This is a genomic window from Trujillonella endophytica (assembly GCF_900110555.1).
Classification (GTDB): Bacteria; Actinomycetota; Actinomycetes; order Mycobacteriales; family Geodermatophilaceae; genus Trujillonella; species Trujillonella endophytica.
In genome coordinates this window covers 32,850-49,802 of sequence record NZ_FOEE01000009.1, presented here as the reverse complement: position 1 = coordinate 49,802, position 16,953 = coordinate 32,850, and the positions used below count along the sequence as shown (strand labels likewise).

Annotated in this window: 17 protein-coding genes; 9 read left to right on the top strand and 8 right to left on the bottom strand. The window is 73.2% G+C overall.

Annotated features, from left to right (window positions below; genetic code table 11):
- Positions 1 to 142 precede the first annotated feature (142 nt).
- Positions 143 to 1,798 (top strand): flavin-containing monooxygenase, encoded by a 1,656-nt coding sequence (locus BMY88_RS14815; RefSeq protein WP_211435670.1) that lies wholly within the window; start codon positions 143 to 145, stop codon positions 1,796 to 1,798.
- A 79-nt stretch (positions 1,799 to 1,877) separates the two neighbouring features.
- Here the strand turns inward: BMY88_RS14815 and BMY88_RS14810 are convergent, their stop codons facing one another.
- Together BMY88_RS14810 and BMY88_RS14805 are read right to left on the bottom strand one after the other, a co-directional pair.
- The gene (locus BMY88_RS14810) at positions 1,878 to 2,276 is read right to left on the bottom strand and encodes a nuclear transport factor 2 family protein (RefSeq protein WP_091944908.1); all 399 of its coding nucleotides are present in this window, start codon (positions 2,274 to 2,276) and stop codon (positions 1,878 to 1,880) included.
- Positions 2,277 to 2,319: 43 nt separating this feature from the next.
- Positions 2,320 to 2,718, bottom strand: coding sequence for a nuclear transport factor 2 family protein (locus BMY88_RS14805; RefSeq protein ID WP_091944905.1), 399 nt, complete (start codon positions 2,716 to 2,718; stop codon positions 2,320 to 2,322).
- A gap of 92 nt (positions 2,719 to 2,810) precedes the next feature.
- Here BMY88_RS14805 and BMY88_RS14800 point away from each other — a divergent pair, with 92 nt between their 5' ends.
- Together BMY88_RS14800 and BMY88_RS14795 are read left to right on the top strand one after the other, a co-directional pair.
- Positions 2,811 to 3,854, top strand: coding sequence for a cyclase family protein (locus BMY88_RS14800; protein WP_091944902.1), 1,044 nt, complete (start codon positions 2,811 to 2,813; stop codon positions 3,852 to 3,854).
- 178 nt (positions 3,855 to 4,032) lie between these two features.
- On the top strand, positions 4,033 to 4,728 hold the full coding sequence (locus BMY88_RS14795; protein ID WP_170861123.1) for a TetR/AcrR family transcriptional regulator: 696 nt from the start codon (positions 4,033 to 4,035) through the stop codon (positions 4,726 to 4,728).
- Between the two features lie 46 nt (positions 4,729 to 4,774).
- Here the strand turns inward: BMY88_RS14795 and BMY88_RS14790 are convergent, their stop codons facing one another.
- Both BMY88_RS14790 and BMY88_RS14785 read right to left on the bottom strand, forming a co-directional pair.
- Complete coding sequence (locus BMY88_RS14790) at positions 4,775 to 5,698, bottom strand: SDR family NAD(P)-dependent oxidoreductase (RefSeq protein ID WP_091944896.1); 924 nt, start codon at positions 5,696 to 5,698, stop codon at positions 4,775 to 4,777.
- 95 nt (positions 5,699 to 5,793) lie between these two features.
- The gene (locus BMY88_RS14785) at positions 5,794 to 6,597 is read right to left on the bottom strand and encodes an enoyl-CoA hydratase/isomerase family protein (protein WP_244524699.1); all 804 of its coding nucleotides are present in this window, start codon (positions 6,595 to 6,597) and stop codon (positions 5,794 to 5,796) included.
- A 102-nt stretch (positions 6,598 to 6,699) separates the two neighbouring features.
- Here BMY88_RS14785 and BMY88_RS14780 point away from each other — a divergent pair, with 102 nt between their 5' ends.
- The 6 genes from BMY88_RS14780 to BMY88_RS23885 all read left to right on the top strand — a co-directional run bounded on the left by BMY88_RS14780 (position 6,700) and on the right by BMY88_RS23885 (position 14,040).
- Positions 6,700 to 7,416 carry an SDR family NAD(P)-dependent oxidoreductase gene (locus BMY88_RS14780; RefSeq protein ID WP_211435669.1) on the top strand — a complete coding sequence of 239 codons (717 nt, stop codon included), beginning with the start codon at positions 6,700 to 6,702 and terminating at the stop codon, positions 7,414 to 7,416.
- 64 nt (positions 7,417 to 7,480) lie between these two features.
- Entirely contained in the window at positions 7,481 to 8,533 is a 1,053-nt protein-coding gene (locus BMY88_RS14775; RefSeq protein ID WP_211435668.1) for a zinc-binding dehydrogenase, read from the top strand.
- Positions 8,533 to 9,693: an acyl-CoA dehydrogenase family protein gene (locus BMY88_RS14770; RefSeq protein ID WP_091944890.1), complete on the top strand. Its 1,161-nt coding sequence runs from the start codon at positions 8,533 to 8,535 to the stop codon at positions 9,691 to 9,693. Before BMY88_RS14775 ends, BMY88_RS14770 begins: the two co-directional genes overlap by 1 nt.
- Positions 9,694 to 9,713: 20 nt before the next feature.
- Positions 9,714 to 11,252 (top strand): acyl-CoA synthetase, encoded by a 1,539-nt coding sequence (locus BMY88_RS14765; RefSeq protein ID WP_091944886.1) that lies wholly within the window; start codon positions 9,714 to 9,716, stop codon positions 11,250 to 11,252.
- Positions 11,249 to 13,285: an alpha-ketoacid dehydrogenase subunit alpha/beta gene (locus BMY88_RS14760; RefSeq protein ID WP_091944881.1), complete on the top strand. Its 2,037-nt coding sequence runs from the start codon at positions 11,249 to 11,251 to the stop codon at positions 13,283 to 13,285. The genes BMY88_RS14765 and BMY88_RS14760 overlap by 4 nt, the downstream gene beginning before the upstream one ends.
- Positions 13,282 to 14,040 (top strand): hypothetical protein, encoded by a 759-nt coding sequence (locus tag BMY88_RS23885; RefSeq protein ID WP_170861122.1) that lies wholly within the window; start codon positions 13,282 to 13,284, stop codon positions 14,038 to 14,040. The genes BMY88_RS14760 and BMY88_RS23885 overlap by 4 nt, the downstream gene beginning before the upstream one ends.
- A 33-nt stretch (positions 14,041 to 14,073) precedes the next feature.
- On the opposite strand, the gene BMY88_RS14750 is transcribed toward BMY88_RS23885, so the two are convergent.
- The 4 genes from BMY88_RS14750 to BMY88_RS14735 form a co-directional block, all read right to left on the bottom strand.
- A complete protein-coding gene (locus BMY88_RS14750) occupies positions 14,074 to 14,733 on the bottom strand; it encodes a TetR/AcrR family transcriptional regulator (protein WP_091944873.1) in 660 nt (219 codons plus the stop codon).
- Between the two features lie 64 nt (positions 14,734 to 14,797).
- On the bottom strand, positions 14,798 to 15,592 hold the full coding sequence (locus BMY88_RS14745; protein ID WP_170861121.1) for an acyl-CoA thioesterase domain-containing protein: 795 nt from the start codon (positions 15,590 to 15,592) through the stop codon (positions 14,798 to 14,800).
- A 31-nt stretch (positions 15,593 to 15,623) separates the two neighbouring features.
- Positions 15,624 to 16,070 (bottom strand): VOC family protein, encoded by a 447-nt coding sequence (locus BMY88_RS14740; RefSeq protein WP_091944864.1) that lies wholly within the window; start codon positions 16,068 to 16,070, stop codon positions 15,624 to 15,626.
- On the bottom strand, positions 16,067 to 16,933 hold the full coding sequence (locus BMY88_RS14735; RefSeq protein ID WP_170861120.1) for a mycofactocin-coupled SDR family oxidoreductase: 867 nt from the start codon (positions 16,931 to 16,933) through the stop codon (positions 16,067 to 16,069). The genes BMY88_RS14740 and BMY88_RS14735 overlap by 4 nt, the downstream gene beginning before the upstream one ends.
- Positions 16,934 to 16,953: the final 20 nt, after the last annotated feature.

Sequence of the window (16,953 nt, the reverse complement as noted above, 5' to 3'; positions counted from 1 at the left end):
GTCGCCCGGCATCCCGCGGCGGCGCCCGTTGCCCGCGGAGGACGCTCTGCCCTAATCTGGCTTTGGACCGATCGGTCGAAACACTGTCGACCGACAAGATCGTGCCGCCGCGGCGCAGGGGCGGCTCGAGAGCGGAGGACAGATGACGGGACCGTCGATGGCGTCGGGAACGGAAGAGGACGGCGCGACGGCAGGGGCTCCGGTCGACGTCCTCGTCATCGGTGCCGGCGTGACCGGCATCTACCAGCTGTGGCGCGCCCGGGAGGCCGGCTACTCGGTGACCCTCCTCGAGGCCGCGGACGGCCCGGGTGGCGTGTGGCACTGGAACCGCTACCCGGGGGCCCGCTTCGACTCCGAGAGCTGGTCCTACGGCTTCCTCTTCTCCGAGGAGCTGTGGCAGGAGTGGGAGTGGTCCGAGCAGTACGCGGGCCAGCCCGAGATCGAGGGGTACTTCGACTTCGTCCTCGACCGGTGCGACATGCGCCGGCACATCGAGTTCGGCGCCAAGGTGACCTCGGTGGTCTTCGACGAGGCGACGGGCATCTCCACCGTCGGGACCCAGGACGGCCGCACCTGGCGCGCCCGCTACGTGGTGGCCGCGAGCGGCAACCTCTCGGTGCCCTTCATCCCGGCGATCGAGGGCCGGGAGGCCTTCCGCGGCCGGCAGCTCCACACCGGCCTCTGGCCCAAGGAGTCCGTCGACTTCCGCGGCCTGCGGGTCGCGCAGATCGGCACCGGCTCCAGCGGCGTGCAGATCGTTCCGGCGATCGCCGACGAGGTCGCGAACCTGACCGTCTACCAGATGAACGCCGACTGGGTGACACCGCTGAACAACCGGCCCATCCCGCCGGAGGAGCATGCCGACCTGAAGGCCCGCTTCGCCGAGATCGTCGCGGCGCTGGACGCCTCGCCCAGCGGGTTCCTGCACACGTCGACCGGCCGCAAGTCGACCGAGGACACCCGGGAGCAGTGGCAGGAGCTCTTCGAGCAGATGTGGGCGAGCTCCGGGTTCCGCAAGCTCACCGAGAGCTACATCGACCTCCTCTTCAACCCCGAGGTCAACCGTGAGTGGTGCGAGTTCATGGCGGCGAAGATCCGCGCCATCGTCTCCGATCCGGTAACCGCGGAGCGGCTCATCCCCAAGGACAGCGGCTACGGCGGCCGCCGTCCGCCGTTCGGCACGGGCTACTACGAGGCCTACAACAACCCGAACGTCGACCTGGTCTCCCTGCGCGAGACGCCGATCCTGCGGATCACCGAGACGGGGATCGAGACCAGTGAGGGTCACCGGGAGTACGACGTCATCATCTGGGCGACGGGGTACGACTTCGGCACCGGCGCGCTGAACCGCCTCGGCGTCCGCGGGCGCCAGGGCCTGGCCCTGGAGGAGCACTGGGCCGACGGGCCGCGCACCTATCTCGGCATCATGACGGCGGGCTTCCCGAACTTCTTCTTCCCCGGCGGTCCGCACGGCGCGCTCGGCAACAACCCGCGCTACGCCGGGGACCAGGTCGACTACGTGATGGACGTCCTGCTGCACGCGCGGGAGCACGGGCAGGACGTCGTGGAGGTCGACGACGCCGCCGAGGAGCAGTGGACCGCGATGATGAACGACAGCTCGCGGATGTCGTCGTTCCTGGACAGCAGCTACTTCTACGGCGGCAACATCCCCGGCAAGCCGGTGCGGCAGCTGCTGAACCCGACGGGGCGCCCGACGCTGCGCAAGATGATGGCGCGGGACGCCGAGACCGGGTTCCCCACGCTGACCTTCTCGAAGCTGCAGGTCCCCGCCGCCTGACCGCGACGCCCCTGACGGGGCCGGGTCGCCGGCCCCGTCAGGGTGTGCGGGTCAGGGTGTGCGGGTCAGGGTGTGCGGGTCAGGGCGCGAGGGTCAGGACCCGGCGGGTGAACAGCCAGCCCTCGTCGGTGCGGCGCAGCGTGTCGTCGTACCGGCCGGTCAGCTGGACGCTCCAGCCGCCCTTGCCGCGGCGCAGGAACGCCAGGTCGCTGACGGCCGTCGCGGCGTCCTGCGACCACGACGTGATCGCCGTGTTGCCCACGAGGTGCAACTGCGGCGCGGTCGGGGCGAAGGCCGCGTAGCCCTCGCGGATGGCGTCGCGGCCCTCGTACAGCGCGGAGCCGACCACCTCGGCGACGCCGTCGGGGGTGAACAGGGCGGCCAGGTCCTCGGTGCGCCCGGCGTCCAGCGCGTGCGCGTAGGCGGCGACCGCGTTGTGCACGGCGGCCGAGACCGACGGGTCGGGGGGCAGGGTCACGGATCCTCCGGTGCTGGTGCGGATGGGGGAGCGGGCGGTGCGGTCAGGCGGAGAACGTGGTGCTGCGCCGGTGCAGGCGCCAGCCGTCGCCCTGCAGGAGGAACGTGTCCCGGTACCGGCCGACGATCCGGACGGCCCAGCCGGACTCGCCGCGCTGCATCATCGCCACGTCGCTGACCGCCGTCGCCTCGTCGGGGCCGCCCGGGGTGACGACGACGTTGCCGACCAGGTGCAACTGCGGCACCTTGGGTGCCCAGGCGGCGAAGGCCTCGCGCAGCGCGGCGGCGCCGACGACGGGGTCCGCTCCCGGCAGTTCCAGGGTCGCGTCCGCGGTGTACAGCGCGACCAGGTCGTCCGGCCGGCCGGCGTCCTGCGCCCGGCTCAGGGCCGCGATCGCGGCGCGCACCCCGGCGTCGACCGACGCCTTGTCGACTCCGGCCATGGGGCCCTCCGCTTCATTGACCGATCGGTACAGGAATCCATACTATCGGAGGGGCCGTCACTGCGGACGGTCCCGACCACGAGGAGCGCCGAATGGCCAAGCGGTGGCAGCAACGTCCGCCCGGTTCGACCTGGGGTGACTGGGGCGAGGACGACGAGTTGGGGCGGATCAACCTGCTCACCTCGGAGAAGGTCCTCCAGGGGGTCCGCGAGGTCCGGGAAGGCCGGACGTTCAGCCTGAGCCTGCCGCTGGACCTGCCCGGCGGTTCGGCGCTGAACCAGCGGCGCTACCCGCCGATCCTGCGGCCCACCGAGGACCTGCAGCACAAGCAGGACGTCTTCTACAACGTCGTCGCGCGCGAGTCGATCAGCAAGCACTACATCGACGTCTGGTCCGACGACGTCGTGACGCTGTGGCTGCAGTACTCGACCCAGTGGGACGCGCTGGCCCACCAGGGCGCGGAGTTCGACGCCGACGGCGACGGGGTCCCCGAGGCCGTCTACTACAACGGCTACCGCGCCGGTGACGACATCGTCGGCCCGAAGGAGGACGCGAAGGGTGACGGCAGCGGCAGCCTGAGCTTCGCCCGCCACCTCGGCCTCGAGCACATGGCCGCGCACGGCGTCCAGGGCCGGGGCGTGCTGATCGACCTGCGCCACCACCTGGGCGACGACTGGCAGCCGGTGAACCTGAAGACGCTGCAGGAGATCATGGCGGCCGACAAGGTGGTCGTGGAGCCCGGCGACATGCTGCTGCTGCACACCGGCTTCGCCACCCAGGTCATGGAGTGGGGCGGGAACCCGGACGCGAGCCGGATCCAGGCGATGCACTCCTACCTGGACGGCGACGACCCGGCCCTGCTCGAGTGGATCGCCGACTCCGGGATCTCGGCGCTGGTGGCCGACAACTACGCCGTCGAGGGGTGGGCGGCGCGCAAGCCCGAGCCGCACACCCTGCTGCCCATCCACCACCTGTGCCTGTTCAAGCTCGGGGTGCCGCTGGGTGAGCTCTGGTACCTGAACGACCTGGCGGCGTGGCTGCGGGAGAACGAGCGGAGCCGCTTCCTGCTCACCGCGCCGCCGCTGCGGCTGCCCGGGACCCAGGGGTCCCCGCTGACGCCGGTCGCCACCGTGTGACGCCGGCGGGGTCCTCACCGGGGCGGGGCGGCATCGCCTCCTCCTCCAGGGTGAGGACCCCGCACGGTCGCCCGGGACGCCCGGCACGATGTGTAGCGTGACGCTCGCGGTGCCGCCGACCGCCGAGGGTCTGACCTCCGTTCCCCGGTCGCGGCGTCCGGCTTCGAGGATCGGTGAGATGTCCACACCTGGTAGCGAGCGCGCGAAGACCATGCGCTACCACCGCAAGCGCGAGCACGTCATCGACGTGGCGGTCGAACTGTTCTCCAAGAACGGGTACGCGAGCACCGGCGTCGCCGACATCGGTGACGCGGCCGGCCTGGCCCGGGGAGCGCTGTACTACTACATCGGCTCCAAGGAAGCGCTGCTCGCCGAGATCCACGACCGGGTCATGGACCCGCTGCTCACCGAGGCCGCGGCGCTCGCCTCGCTCGAGGTGGGCTTCCGCGCGCGGCTGCGGCTGCTGTCGGAGTCCCTGCTCTGGCAGATCCTCCACCGGCGCGACCACGTCTGGGTCTTCCTGCACGAGTACCAGCAGTTGCAGGGGGAGCCGCGGACGCTGTTCCGCGCCAAGCGCCAGCGGTTCGAGCAGCGCGTGCGGGATGCGCTGGCCGAGGGGCAGGAGCAGGGTCTGGTCCAGGCCGAGGACCTCGAGCTCGCCACCCTGGCGTTCCTCAACCTGCACAACTACACGTACCAGTGGCTCGGCGGGCGGCGGGACCTGACGGTGGAGGGCCTGGCGGCGTTCTACTGCCGGATCTTCCTCGACGGCATCGCCTCGGCACCCGCCGACGCGGGCGACGACGCCGACGACCTCGCGCGCGGCCGCGCCCTCCTGGAGTCCCTGCGCGACCCGGCCGACGTCGCGTCCTGATCCGCGGGGCCCGCTCCGGCCGGGTCAGGCCGGAGCGGGCGGCGCCTCAGCCCAGCTGGTGCTTGAGGAAGGCGCCCGACCACGCCATCAGATCGGCGGGCACGTAGTAGCCGGACTCGTCGTTGATCGCCGCGAAGTTGGCGGCGACGTCCTCCACCGTCGCGGTGCCCTCCGCGTCGTGCAGCCAGCCCTCGGTCGAGGCGATGAAGAGCCGGGAGTAGCGGCCCGCGCCGGCGACGTAGACCTCGCCGCTGACCGGGCAGTCCTCGTGGGCGAGGTAGGCCACCAGGGGCGCCACCGCGTCCGAGGGCATGTACGGCTGCCCGGCCCGGCGCGGGGCCTCCTCGCCCAGCGGGTCGCCGCCGCCCATCCGGGTCATGGCCGCCGGCGCGATGCAGTTGACCTTGATCCCGTGCGGGGCGCCCGCGAGCTTCGCGCTGCGGGCCATGCCGATCGTCCCGGCCTTCGCCGCGGCGTACCCGAGGTTGTTCGGCAGGCCGAGCAGGCCGGTCGACGTGGTGTGCACGACGCGGCCGTACTGCTGCTCGACGAAGTGCGGCCAGGCCGCCCGCATCGTGTTGAAGGACCCGGCGAGGTGGACGGCCAGGTGGCGCTCGAGGTTGTCGAGATCGACCTCGGGGAGGCCGGCCCACCGGATGATGCCGGCGTTGTTGACCAGGGCGTCGATGCGACCGAAGCGCTCCACCGCGGTGGCGACGATCGTCTCGCCGCCGGCGGCGGTGGACACGTCGGAGGTGTCGGCGACCGCCTCGCCACCCGCGGCCACGATCTCGTCGACGACGGTCTGGGCCGGTCCGGCGTCGGTGCCGTCGCCCTCGATCGACCCGCCGAGGTCGTTGACGACGACCTTCGCGCCGCGCGCGGCCAGCAGGCGCGCGTAGCCCCGGCCGATCCCGCGACCGGCGCCGCTGACGACCGCCACTCGGCCCTCGAAGCTGAACGTGCTCATCTGGAACTCCTGCCGTACGCCGTCGATGGATCAGTGGACCGCAATCCCGGCCACGCTAGGCAGACCGGTCGATACACACAATGGGAGGGGGGTGCTCACCGGCCGGTGAACGAGGCCTTGCCGGGCCCGTCCGCCAGGAAGCTGCGGAGCCCCCGCTGGGCGTCCTCGCTGCCGAAGCACGCCGCGATCAGATCGGCCTCCAGGGCCAGGCCGGCCTCGATGGGAAGCGCCACGCTGGCGTCGAGCGCCCGCTTCGCGTGCCGGAGGGCGAGGGGGCCGCGGGCGAAGCCCAGCGCCTGCTCGACGGCGCTGTCGAACACCTCGGCGTCGTCCACCACCCGGTCCACAAGCCCGATCGCGAGCGCCTCCTCGGCGGCGACGCGGCGGCCGGACAGGACGAGGTCCTTCGCGCGGGGCAGGCCGACGACGTGCGCGAGCCGCTGGGTCCCGCCCGAGCCGGGCATGATGCCGAGCGTCACCTCGGGCAGACCCAGCACCGTCCGGCTCCCGGCGACGCGGAAGTCGGCCGCGAGGGCCAGCTCGCAGCCGCCGCCGAGCGCGTAGCCGTTGACGGCCGCGAGCACGATCTGCGGCGCCGTCGCCAGGCCGTGGAAGGCCCCCTGGAGCACGCGGTTGCGCCGGTCGAACTCCTCGGGGGTCAGGTCGACCATCTCCCGGATGTCCGCGCCCGCCGCGAAGTGCTTCGGGCCGCCGGTGATCACGACGGCCCGGTAGGGGGAGCCCGGGTCGTGCAACTCCGCGGCGGCCGCGGCGAGCAGGTCCCACATCGCCTGGTCGAGCGCGTTCACGGGCGCGCGGTCGAGGCGGAGGACCGCCAGCCGCCCGTCGGCGGGGTGTGGCCGGAGTGTCACCGGGGCGGTCTGCGGCGTGCTGGTCACTGTCGGGTCCTCCGCGTCCTGTGTTAGTTTCGCGCTGTGTCTGTACCGACCGGTCAAACCTACGCGGTGATCCCCGGCTGGGGCGATGTGGCGGGTCGGCGCGTGGTCATCACGGGTGCCGGGCGCGGCCTCGGCCGCCTGCTGGCGGAGGCCTTCGACGCCGCCGGCGCCTCGGTGGGCCTGGTCGCCCGCTCCGAGGACGCGCTGCAGAAGGTGGCTGCCTCCCTCGACGGCGAGGCGCTCGTCTGCGCGGGCGACGTCCGGGACTCCGCCTTCAACGAGTCCGTCGCCCGCGGCATGGTGGAGCGCTTCGGCGGTCTCGACGTCTGGATCGCCAACGCGGGTGTCTCGCCGGAGTTCACCTCCGTGCTCGACATGGAACCCGACGCGTGGCGCGAGATCGTGGACGTCAACCTGACGGGGACCTTTCTCGGCGCCCGCGCGGCCGCCGCGGTGATGGGGGAGGGCGGTCGCATCATCGTGACCGGCTCCGTCCTCGGCGACCGCCCACTGGGCGGGCTCGGCGCGTACTCCGCCTCCAAGAGCGGGGTGCAGGCGCTGGTGCAGTCGCTGGCCCAGGAGCTGGGCCCGCGGGCGATCACCGTGAACACCGTGGCCCTCGGGTGGTTCGACACCGGCCTGGGGCGCCACTGGCACCGCGACGCCGAGCGCGAGCAGGGCATCGTGGCGCACACCGCGCTCGGGCGGTGGGGGAATGCGGCCGACCTGGCCGGCATGTACCTGTACCTGGCGTCGGGGTCCTCGGCCTACGTGACCGGGGCGACCCTCACGGTGGACGGCGGCTACTCACTCCGCTGAGCGCCACGCGCGGCGGACTGGCGTGGACCGCGACGGAGCGGTCCCGACGAGGAGAGGTGCGACTGTGGAGGCACTGCGCTGGCACGCCGCCCGCGACGTCCGGCTGGACGAGGTCGAGGAACCGCAGCTGCTCCCGGGCACGGCGCTGGTCGAGGTGGCCTTCTGCGGCCTCTGCGGCACCGATGTCCACGAGTACACCCACGGCCCGGTCATGATCCGGCCGGGCGCGCACCCCCTGAGCGGTGCGCGGCCGCCGATCACCCTGGGTCACGAGTTCAGCGGCCGGGTCGTCGCGATGGACGGCGAGGTCCCCGGGATCGCCGTCGGCAGCCGCGTCGTGGCCGACCCCTGCCTGCGCTGCGGCGTCTGCCGGTGGTGCCTGCGCGGCGAGTACCACATCTGCGCGAAGGGCGGCTCGATCGGGCTGGCGGCCGACGGCGGCCTGGCCCCGCTGGTGCGCGTGCCGCTGATCGAGCTGCACGCGATCCCCGACGGCGTCTCCGACCAGCACGCCGCGCTCGCCGAGCCGCTCGCCGTCGGGCTGCACGCCGCGATGCGGGCACAGGTCGGGCCGGGCGACCACGTCCTCGTGCTCGGCGCCGGCCCGATCGGGCTGGCGGCGCTGATCGGCGCGCGGGTGGCCGGCGCGGCCACCGTCTTCGTCAGCGAGCCCAACCCCGCCCGGGCCGAGATCGCCCGGTCGATGGGGGCGACGGCGGTCTTCGACCCGACCACCGACGACGTGCGCAAGGAGGTCTTCACCGGCACCGGCCGGATCGGGCCCGACGCGGTCATCGACGGCACGGGCCGGCCCGAGGCCATCGACCTGGGCGTGCGTTCGCTGCGCCGCGGCGGCCGCATGGCCATCGCCGGCATCTCGCCGTCCGAACTGGCCATCGACCTGCGCCAGATCGTGCTCTACGAGCGGCAGCTGGTCGGCTCGCTGGGCTACAACTTCGACATCCCGCGGGTCCTGGGCCTGATGGCCTCCGGGCACATCGACCCGGCGCCGCTGATCACCGGCGTCCGGCCGCTGGCCGACGGTGCCGCCACCCTCGAGGAGCTCTCCTCGCCCAACCAGCACGTCAAGGTGCTGCTCACCCCGCAGGAGATCTGATGGACTTCTCCCTGGACCCCGAGATCGTGGCCCTGAAGAAGATGGTCCGCGACTTCGCGGACAAGGAGATCGCGCCGCACGCCGCGGGGTGGTCCGAGCGCGGGGAGTTCCCCGTGGCGGTCTTCCGCAAGCTCGGTGACCTGGGCCTCATGGGCATGCTCCTGCCCGAGGAGTGGGGCGGGATGGACGCCGGCATGGTGGCCTACGTCGCCGTGATGGAGGAGATCGGCCGGGCCGACCAGTCGGTGGCCGCGGCGTGGAACGCCCACTCCACCATCGCCTCGCTGCCGCTGGCGCTCTTCGGTACCGAGCAGCAGAAGGAGAACTGGCTGCGACCCCTGGCCGCAGGCGAGAAGATCGCCGCCTTCGGGCTCACGGAGCCCGACGCCGGGTCGGACGCCGCCGGCATCTCGACCCGCGCGAAGCGCGTCGACGGGGGCTGGGTCCTCGACGGGGCGAAGATCTTCATCAGCAACGCCGGCACCCCCATGACCCTCGGCGTGACCGTGCTGGCCCAGACCGGGGTGGGGCCCGAGGGGCGCAAGCAGTTCGGCGCCTTCTTCGTGCCCACCGGCACCCCCGGCTACGGCATGGGCGCCCCGCTGCGGAAGCTCGGCTGGCACGCCCTGGACACCCGCGAGCTGACCTTCACCGATTGCTTCGTGAGCGACGACCACCTGGTCGGTGACCCGGTCAACGGGCTGAGCCAGTTCCTCACCGCCCTCGACCCGGGCCGGGTCAGCGTCGCCGCGCTCGGGCTGTCCCTCGCGCAGGCCGCCCTCGAGCTCGCCGTCCGGTACGCCGGCCAGCGCAAGCAGTTCGGCAAGCACATCGGCTCCTTCCAGGCCATCCAGCACAAGATCGCCGACATGGCGACCGAGGTGGAGGCGGCCCGGTGGATGGTCTACCGCGCGGCCTGGCTGGCCGACCAGAAGCTCCCGAACCGCAAGGAGGCGGCCATGGCGAAGCTCTACGCCTCCGAGGTCGCGAACCGGGTCGCGAGCGCCAGCGTCCAGATCCACGGCGGCTACGGCTGGATGCTCGAGTCGCCGATCTCCCGCTTCTACTCCGACGCCAAGATCCTCGAGATCGGCGAGGGCACCAGCGAGATCCAGCGCAACGTGATCTCCCGCCTGGTGATCGCCGAAGCCGGCCGCTGACGATCCGCAGGGGACCCGTCATGGACAACTTCGCCGCCACCCTCGACCACGCCGCCGACCGCCGCCCGGACAAGGTCGTCCTCACCCAGGACCAGACCACCCGGACGAACGCCGAACTGCTGCAGCGGGTCAACGCGCTCGCCGCGGCGCTGGCCGACCGCGGCGTCCGGCGCGGGGACGTCGTCGCGCTGCTGCTGCCCAACTGCCTGGAGTTCCTGGAGCTCGTCTACGCCGTGAACCGCATCGGGGCGGCGTTCCTGCCGCTCAACGTGCGACTGGCGCCGGCGGAGTGGGAGTACGTCCTCGGGCACAGCGAGGCCACCGTCCTGGTCGCGGACGCGGAGTTCCTGCCGCAGCTGGCCGACGTGCTGCCGCAGCTGCCGGGTCTGCGCACCCGGGTCGTCGTCGGCGGGGGAACGGCGCCGGAGGCGTGGACCGGGTACGAGGACCTCGTCGGCGCCCACGCCGGCGCCGTCGTCCCGGTCGCCGACGTGCCCGGGTCGGCGCTCCAGCGGCTGATGTACACCTCGGGCACGACGTCGCGGCCGAAGGGCGTGTGCATCAGCCACGCCAACCTCGTCGCGAAGAACCTCGGGCTGATCATCGAGTTCGGCCTGACCGCGCGGGACGTCACGGCCGTCGCCGGGCCGCTGTACCACGTGGGCGCGCTGGACATGGGCGGCCTCGCGACGCTGCACGTCGGCGGCAGCCTCGTGGTCCAGCGGCGGTTCGACGCACCGGACCTCATCGGCCTGATGGAGCGGCACCGGGCGACGACGGTCTGGCTGGCGCCGGCCATGGTCAACGGCCTGCTCCAGCAGGAGCGGCTGGCGTCGGCCGACCTCGGCGCGCTCCGGGTCATCATGTCCGGCGGCGAGAAGATGCCCGAGGCGCGGCTGCGGCAGATCCTCGACGTGCTGCCCGACGTCTGGTTCGCCGACGCGTACGGCCTCACCGAGACCGTCTCCAGCGACACGTTCCTGCCGTACGAGCACATGCGCGCCAAGCTCGGGTCGGTCGGCAAGCCGCTCTCCCAGCACGAGGTGCGGGTCGGCGACGAGGACGGCCACGACGTCCCCGCCGGCTCCGTCGGCGAGATCCTGGTCCGCGGCGCCAAGGTGTTCGCCGGCTACTGGCGCGACCCCGAGGCCACCGAGCGGGCGTTCGTCGACGGCTGGTTCAAGACCGGTGACGTCGGCCGGCTCGACGAGGACGGGTTCCTCTACATCGAGGACCGCAAGAAGGACATGATCGTCTCCGGCGGGGAGAACATCGCCACGCCCGAGGTCGAGCGCGTGCTCTACGAGCACCCCGACGTCCTCGAGGCCGCGGTGGTGGGCCACCCCGACGACCGGTGGGGCGAGGTGCCGCACGCGTTCGTCGTCGTCCGCGAGGGGGCGACGCTCACCCCGGAGGACGTCGCCGCGTTCTGCCGGGCGCGGCTGGCCAAGTTCAAGGTCCCGGCGTACACGACGGTCGTGGGGCACCTGCCCCGTACCGCGTCGGGCAAGGTCGTGAAGAGGGAGCTGCGGACGATGCCCGAGGTGCAGGACTCATGAGCGTCGAAGGAGCTGCCGACACCCGCGAGGCGACGGCCGCCGGATCCCCGCCGAGCCCGGCCGGGGCGCTCCCGGCGGACGAGGTCGTGGAGATGTACCGGCGGATGGTCCGGATCCGGCTCTTCGAGCAGGCGGCGTCGAAGCTGTACGCCGACACCGAGGTGCCCGGCTTCGTGCACCTGTCGATCGGCCAGGAGGCGACGGCGGTCGGGGCCTGCTGGCACCTGCGCGACGACGACGCCATCACCTCCACGCACCGCGGGCACGGCCACTGCCTGGCCAAGGGCCTGGACATGACGGAGATGTTCGCCGAGCTGATGGGCCGCGAGGGCGGCACCTGCTCCGGCCGCGGCGGCTCGATGCACATCGCCGACCCCCGGCTGGGCATCCTCGGCGCCAACGGCATCGTGGGGGCCGGCCTGCCGATCATCACCGGAGCGGGCACCGCGGCCCAGATCCGCGGGAACGGCGGCGTCGCGGTCGGGTTCTTCGGTGACGGCGCCGTGGCCCAGGGCATGTTCCACGAGTCGGTGAACCTGGCCGCCGTCTGGGACCTCCCGGTCGTCTTCTTCTGCGAGAACAACCACTACTCCGAGTTCTCCCGCGAGGAGGACCAGACCCGCGCCGGGCTGGCGCTGCGGGCCGTCGGGTACGGCGTGCGCTACGAGTCGGTCGACGGCAACGACGTCGTCGCGGTGGCCGAGCTCATGCAGCGGCTGGTCGGCGAGCTCCGGGCGGGGGCCGGCCCGGTCATCGTCGAGGCGGACACCTACCGCTGGCACGGTCACTACGAGGGCGACCCCATCCGCTACCGCGAGGCCGAGGAACTCGCCGCGTGGAAGCTGCGCGACCCGCTCGTCGTCGCCCGCGCCCGGCTGGCCGACCTCGGGGTCGACGCCGAGGTGGCCGACGGAATCGACCGCGAGGTGGAGGCGGAGGTGCGGGCGGCGATCGACGCGGCCCGACGGTCGCCGTTCCCCGACCCGGCCGACCTGCTCGACTTCGTGTGGGTGGAGTCCGACGACACCCCCGAGCAGGTGCCCGAGAAGGGCGAGGTCTTCAAGACCATGGACGCCGTCCGCGAGGCGCTCACCTACGAGTTGGAGAACGACCCGACCGTCTTCGTCGCGGGCATCGACGTCGGCCGCGGCGGGAACGTCTTCGGCCTCACGCGCGGTCTCGCCGACCGGTTCCCCGGCCGGGTGCGCGACACCCCGATCTCGGAGACGGCCATCGTCGGCGGCGCCGTCGGGGCCGCCATGGCGGGCATGCGTCCCGTCGTCGAGGTCATGTACATGGACTTCATCGGGGTCTGCCTGGACGCGCTGATGAACCAGGCCGCGAAGCTGCGGTTCATGACCGGCGGCAAGGCCTCGCTGCCGCTGGTCGTGCGCACCCAGTTCGGCGCCGGCCGCTCCTCGGGCAGCCAGCACTCGCAGAGCCTGGAGGCGCTGCTGGCGCACATCCCCGGGCTGACCGTCGTGATGCCGTCGGACCCGGTCGAGACCTACGGCCTCCTCCGGTCGGCGATCCGCAGCCCCAACCCGGTGGTGTTCGTCGAGAACCGCCTCCAGTACGGCATGAAGGCGCCCCGGCCCAACGCCGACCACCTGATCCCGCTGGGGAAGGCGCGCATCGTGCGGCCCGGCCGCGACGTCACGGTGGTCACCTGGTCCCGCATGCTGCAGGAGGTGCTCGCGGCCGCCACGGAGGTCGCCGCCGAGGGCATCGAGGTCGAGGTCGTCGACCTGCGCACGATCGCGCCGTTCGACCGGGCCACGGTGCTCGAGTCGCTCCGGCGCACGCGGCGGCTGGTGATCGCCCACGAGGCCGTGATGGATTTCGGGGTGGGCGCCGAGATCGCGGCGCTGGCCGCCAACGAGGGCTTCTGGCACCTCGATGCGCCGGTCGTCCGCGTCGCGCCGCAGGCGATGCCCGCGCCGTACTCGCCCGCGCTGGAGAAGGCCTGGCTACCCGACCGGGGGGTCATCGCCGACGCCCTGCGCCGGCTCATGGAGGTGGGCACGCGATGAGGGTGCAGCGCGCACCGCGGGCGGCGGACCAGCCGCAGCGGGCTCCCGAGGGTTTCGTCCGGCGGGTCGCCGGGCCGGCGGCGGTGCCGCCTCCCGCGCCGGCGCCGGCGGCGGTGCTGCCTCCCGCGCCGGCGCCGGCGGCGGTGCTGCCTCCCGCGCCGGCGATGGCAACGGCGTCGCCCCCCGCGCCGGTGCCGTCCCCGGCGGGCGGCCCGGGAGGGCAGGCGGCCGGGGTCCCGTTCTCCGCGGAGGTCGACCTCGACGTGACCCGCCTCGCGGAGCGGCCGGCGGACGACCTGTTCGCCGAGGTCGTCGCCGCGCTGGTCGTGGCGTGCGCCCGCGAGGGGCTCATCGACGACGGCTCCGCGCTGCGGATCGTGGCGCCCACCGACGGGGGACTCGCCGGCGCCCGGGCCGACCGCGCGGTCGATCGCTCGGCCCACGCCGTCGCCGCCCTGCGGGGCTCGCTGGGGGCCGACGTCCCGAGCGCCGACGGGGGCACGCTCACGGTGGTCGACGCGCGCGCCACCCGGGCGCGCCCGCTGGGGGACTGGGGTCTCGGCGTCGAGCGCGGCATCGCGACCCTGGGACCCGTCGTCTCGACCGTCGTGTCGTACCGGCGGTCGTCGGGTCTGGTACTCGGCGAGCGCCGCAGTGCGCGTCTCGCCGTCACCGTGCCCGACGGAGGACGGGCGGCGCAGGTGGTGCGCGCGCTGGACGCGGTCGCCCGCGCGGTGGAGGAGACGATCCGCTGAGGGAGGCCGCCCGGGCTGCCCGGGCGGCCTCCCTCAGGAGGCCGGGCCGGCCTGCGGGACGCCCGCCGGAGCCCGGTCCGCCGCCCGGGCCACCGTGAGGCACGTGGTGACGAGCTCGTCCTGCTCCGCGGCCGTGGGCACCGTCTCGGCCCACACGTGCTCGGCCAGAACGCCCAGGGTCGCGTACGTCACGAACGTCGCGTTCCGCTCGGGCGACGGGTTGCCCAGCTCGGCGAAGGACGGCTCGATGAGCGCGGCCAGGACCTCGCTCGCGAAGTGTCGCCCGTACGGAGCGCCGCTGCCGGCGGTGGGCGCGTTCCACATGACGGCCCGGGTCGTGGCGGCGACGTCGTCCTGGGCCTGGATGAGGACGCCCTCCACCCAGCGCCGGATGCGGCCCTCGGGGGTGGACTCCTTCGCCATCTGGTGGGCCAGGTAGCTGCGCAGCCGCTCCGTCCCGTGCTCCAGCAGCGCCGCGACGAGGGCACCCTTGGACGGGAAGTACCGGTAGAAGGCGTCGTTGGACAGCCCAGCGGCGGCGACGATGTCGGACACCCGCGGGCTGGCGGCGGTTCCGCAGCGGATCATCACCTCGAGCCCGGCGTCGAGGAGCCGGCGGACCTCCTCCTCGTAGGTCATGCCGCGCTGGGCGAGGGCACGCTGCACGACACGCCCCAGGACTTCCTCGCTCATGGTGTCTCCCGTCAGATCCCTGTTCCAGGGAGCCAGAACAGTCGTTCGATCCTACGGGCGTGCGTCAGGCCGGCGGGCGAGACGGCCCCCGCAGCACGCCCGTGGTCTGGAACGTGGCCAGCAGCCGCCCGTCGTCGTCGGTCACCGTGCCGGTGCCGTGCGCCCGCCCGCGACCGGCGTAGGTGGGCACCGCGGTCACGACCAGCGCCTCCGCGCCGTCCACCGGCTCGAGGAAGGTGACGCTCTGCGCGAGGACGTTGCTCGATCCCTGGCGGAACGCGAAGCCCCCCTCCAGCCGCGTGATCAGCGCGGACATGACCAGGGCCTCGGTCGACATGGCGATCAGCCCCCGCTCCACCCCGGGGTCGCCGGCCAGCCCCTCGGTGGCCAGCCGCTGCGCCACCTCGCCGGACTCCCCGGGCGCCCGCTGCCAGGTGCGGCCGGGCCACAGCCCCCAGTCGATCTCGGTCCAGTCGTCCGGGGGCGCGGGGCGCGGGCCGGGCGCGCGGTGGTGGAGGGTGTCGGGTTCGTCCGCCGTGAGCAGGACGACGGCCCGGCTGATCAGGAGCGGTCCCTGGGTCAGCGTCAGGGTCACCCCCGCGAAGGAACGCCCGCTCTGCGTGGTCTCGACAGCGATGTCGACCGGCTCGCCGCTGCGGCCACCGGAGGAGAAGACGGTGTGCAGCGAGAGCACGCGCTTGCCGGGGGCGGCCCGCTCGGCGGCCAGGACCTGCTGCAGGAGTTCGTGGGCGCCCAGGATCGCCCCGTGGTCGGTGGGCAGGGTGTCGACGGTGAAGCCGCGCTCCCGGGGGCGGAGGTCCAGGAGCGGCGCCAGTTCGGCCGGGGTGCGGGGGAACATCACGGCGTCCCGCACCCCGGCCGGCGCCGCCCTAGGCGCGCCAGGACTGCTCCATGTACTCCTGCATCGCGCGGGAGACCAACTCGATCCGGGGTGCTCCCTCGCGGGCGAAGTAGCCCCACATCGCCGGCCCGCCCGGCTCCTGCCCCAGAGCCTCGGCGACGAACCCGCGTTCCTCCAGCTCGGCCCGGTCGGCCGCCAGGTCGTCGGACCAGTAGCCGAGGTGGTGGACGCCGGAGCCGCCGGCGGGCGTCCACACGGGATTGCCGGGCAGGCTGGCGACCAGTTCGACCCGCGGCGTGGTCCGCGAGTAGACCAGGCGGAGGTCCAGGGCCGTGTCGACCCCGAGCAGGCAGACCGCCGTGCGGGCGGTGACCTCCTGGGTCCACTCGTACCCGAGGAGCTCCGACATCTCGTCGCGCACGCCGTCGAGGTCGTCGGTGACGATGCCCACGTGGTAGAGGTCGCCGGCCCTCACGCCGGGGCTCCCGAGTTCATCATCGGCAGCAGGGCGCCGGCGTCCACCCGCAGTTGGGCGCCGGTCACGAACCGCGACGCGTCCGAGGCGAAGAACAGGACGGCCTCGCTGATGTCCCGGGGCGGGATGGTGGTGACCGGCATCTTGTGCATCGCGCCGAACGCGGGGAGGGCGTCGTCCCGGGTCGGGTTCTCCAGGTCGGGCCGGAACAGCCGGTACATCGCGTCGTGGTGCAGCATGTCCGTCTCGATGTTGCCGGGGTGCACGGCGTTGACCCGGATCGAGTGGCGGGCCAGCTGCAGCGCCGTGTCGTGCACGAACCGGGCGACCTCCCGCTTGGCGTGCCCGTAGGCGGCCGCTCCGGGCCCGGCCTCCGGGCTGTCCATCGCGCCGGGCATCAGCGCGGCCATCGATCCGGTGCAGACGATCGAGGCGCCGGGGCCCAGGTGCGGGAACGCCGCCTCGACGGTGTTGATCACGCCGCACAGGTTGACCGACAGGACGTCGAAGAACCCGATCACCGGGACGTCCGGGCCCATCGGTGAGATGCCGGCGTTGGCGACCACGACGTCGAGACGGCCGAGCTCGGCCACCCCCGCCTCGACGGCGGCGGCGAGCTGGGCCCGTTCCCGCACGTCGGCGACCCGCGTGACGATCCGCCGGTCGAGTGCCTCCACCAGCTTCGCGGTCTCGGCCAGGTCGGCCTCGGTGCCCATGCTGTGCGACGACGACTCGATCTTCGCGCAGATGTCGATCGCGATGATGTCGGCGCCCTCCTCGGCCAGACGCACCGCGTGACTGCGGCCCTGACCGCGGGCCGCGCCCGTCACGAACGCGACCTTGCCCTCCATCGAATTACCCACGTCGATCCCTGCTCCTCTGC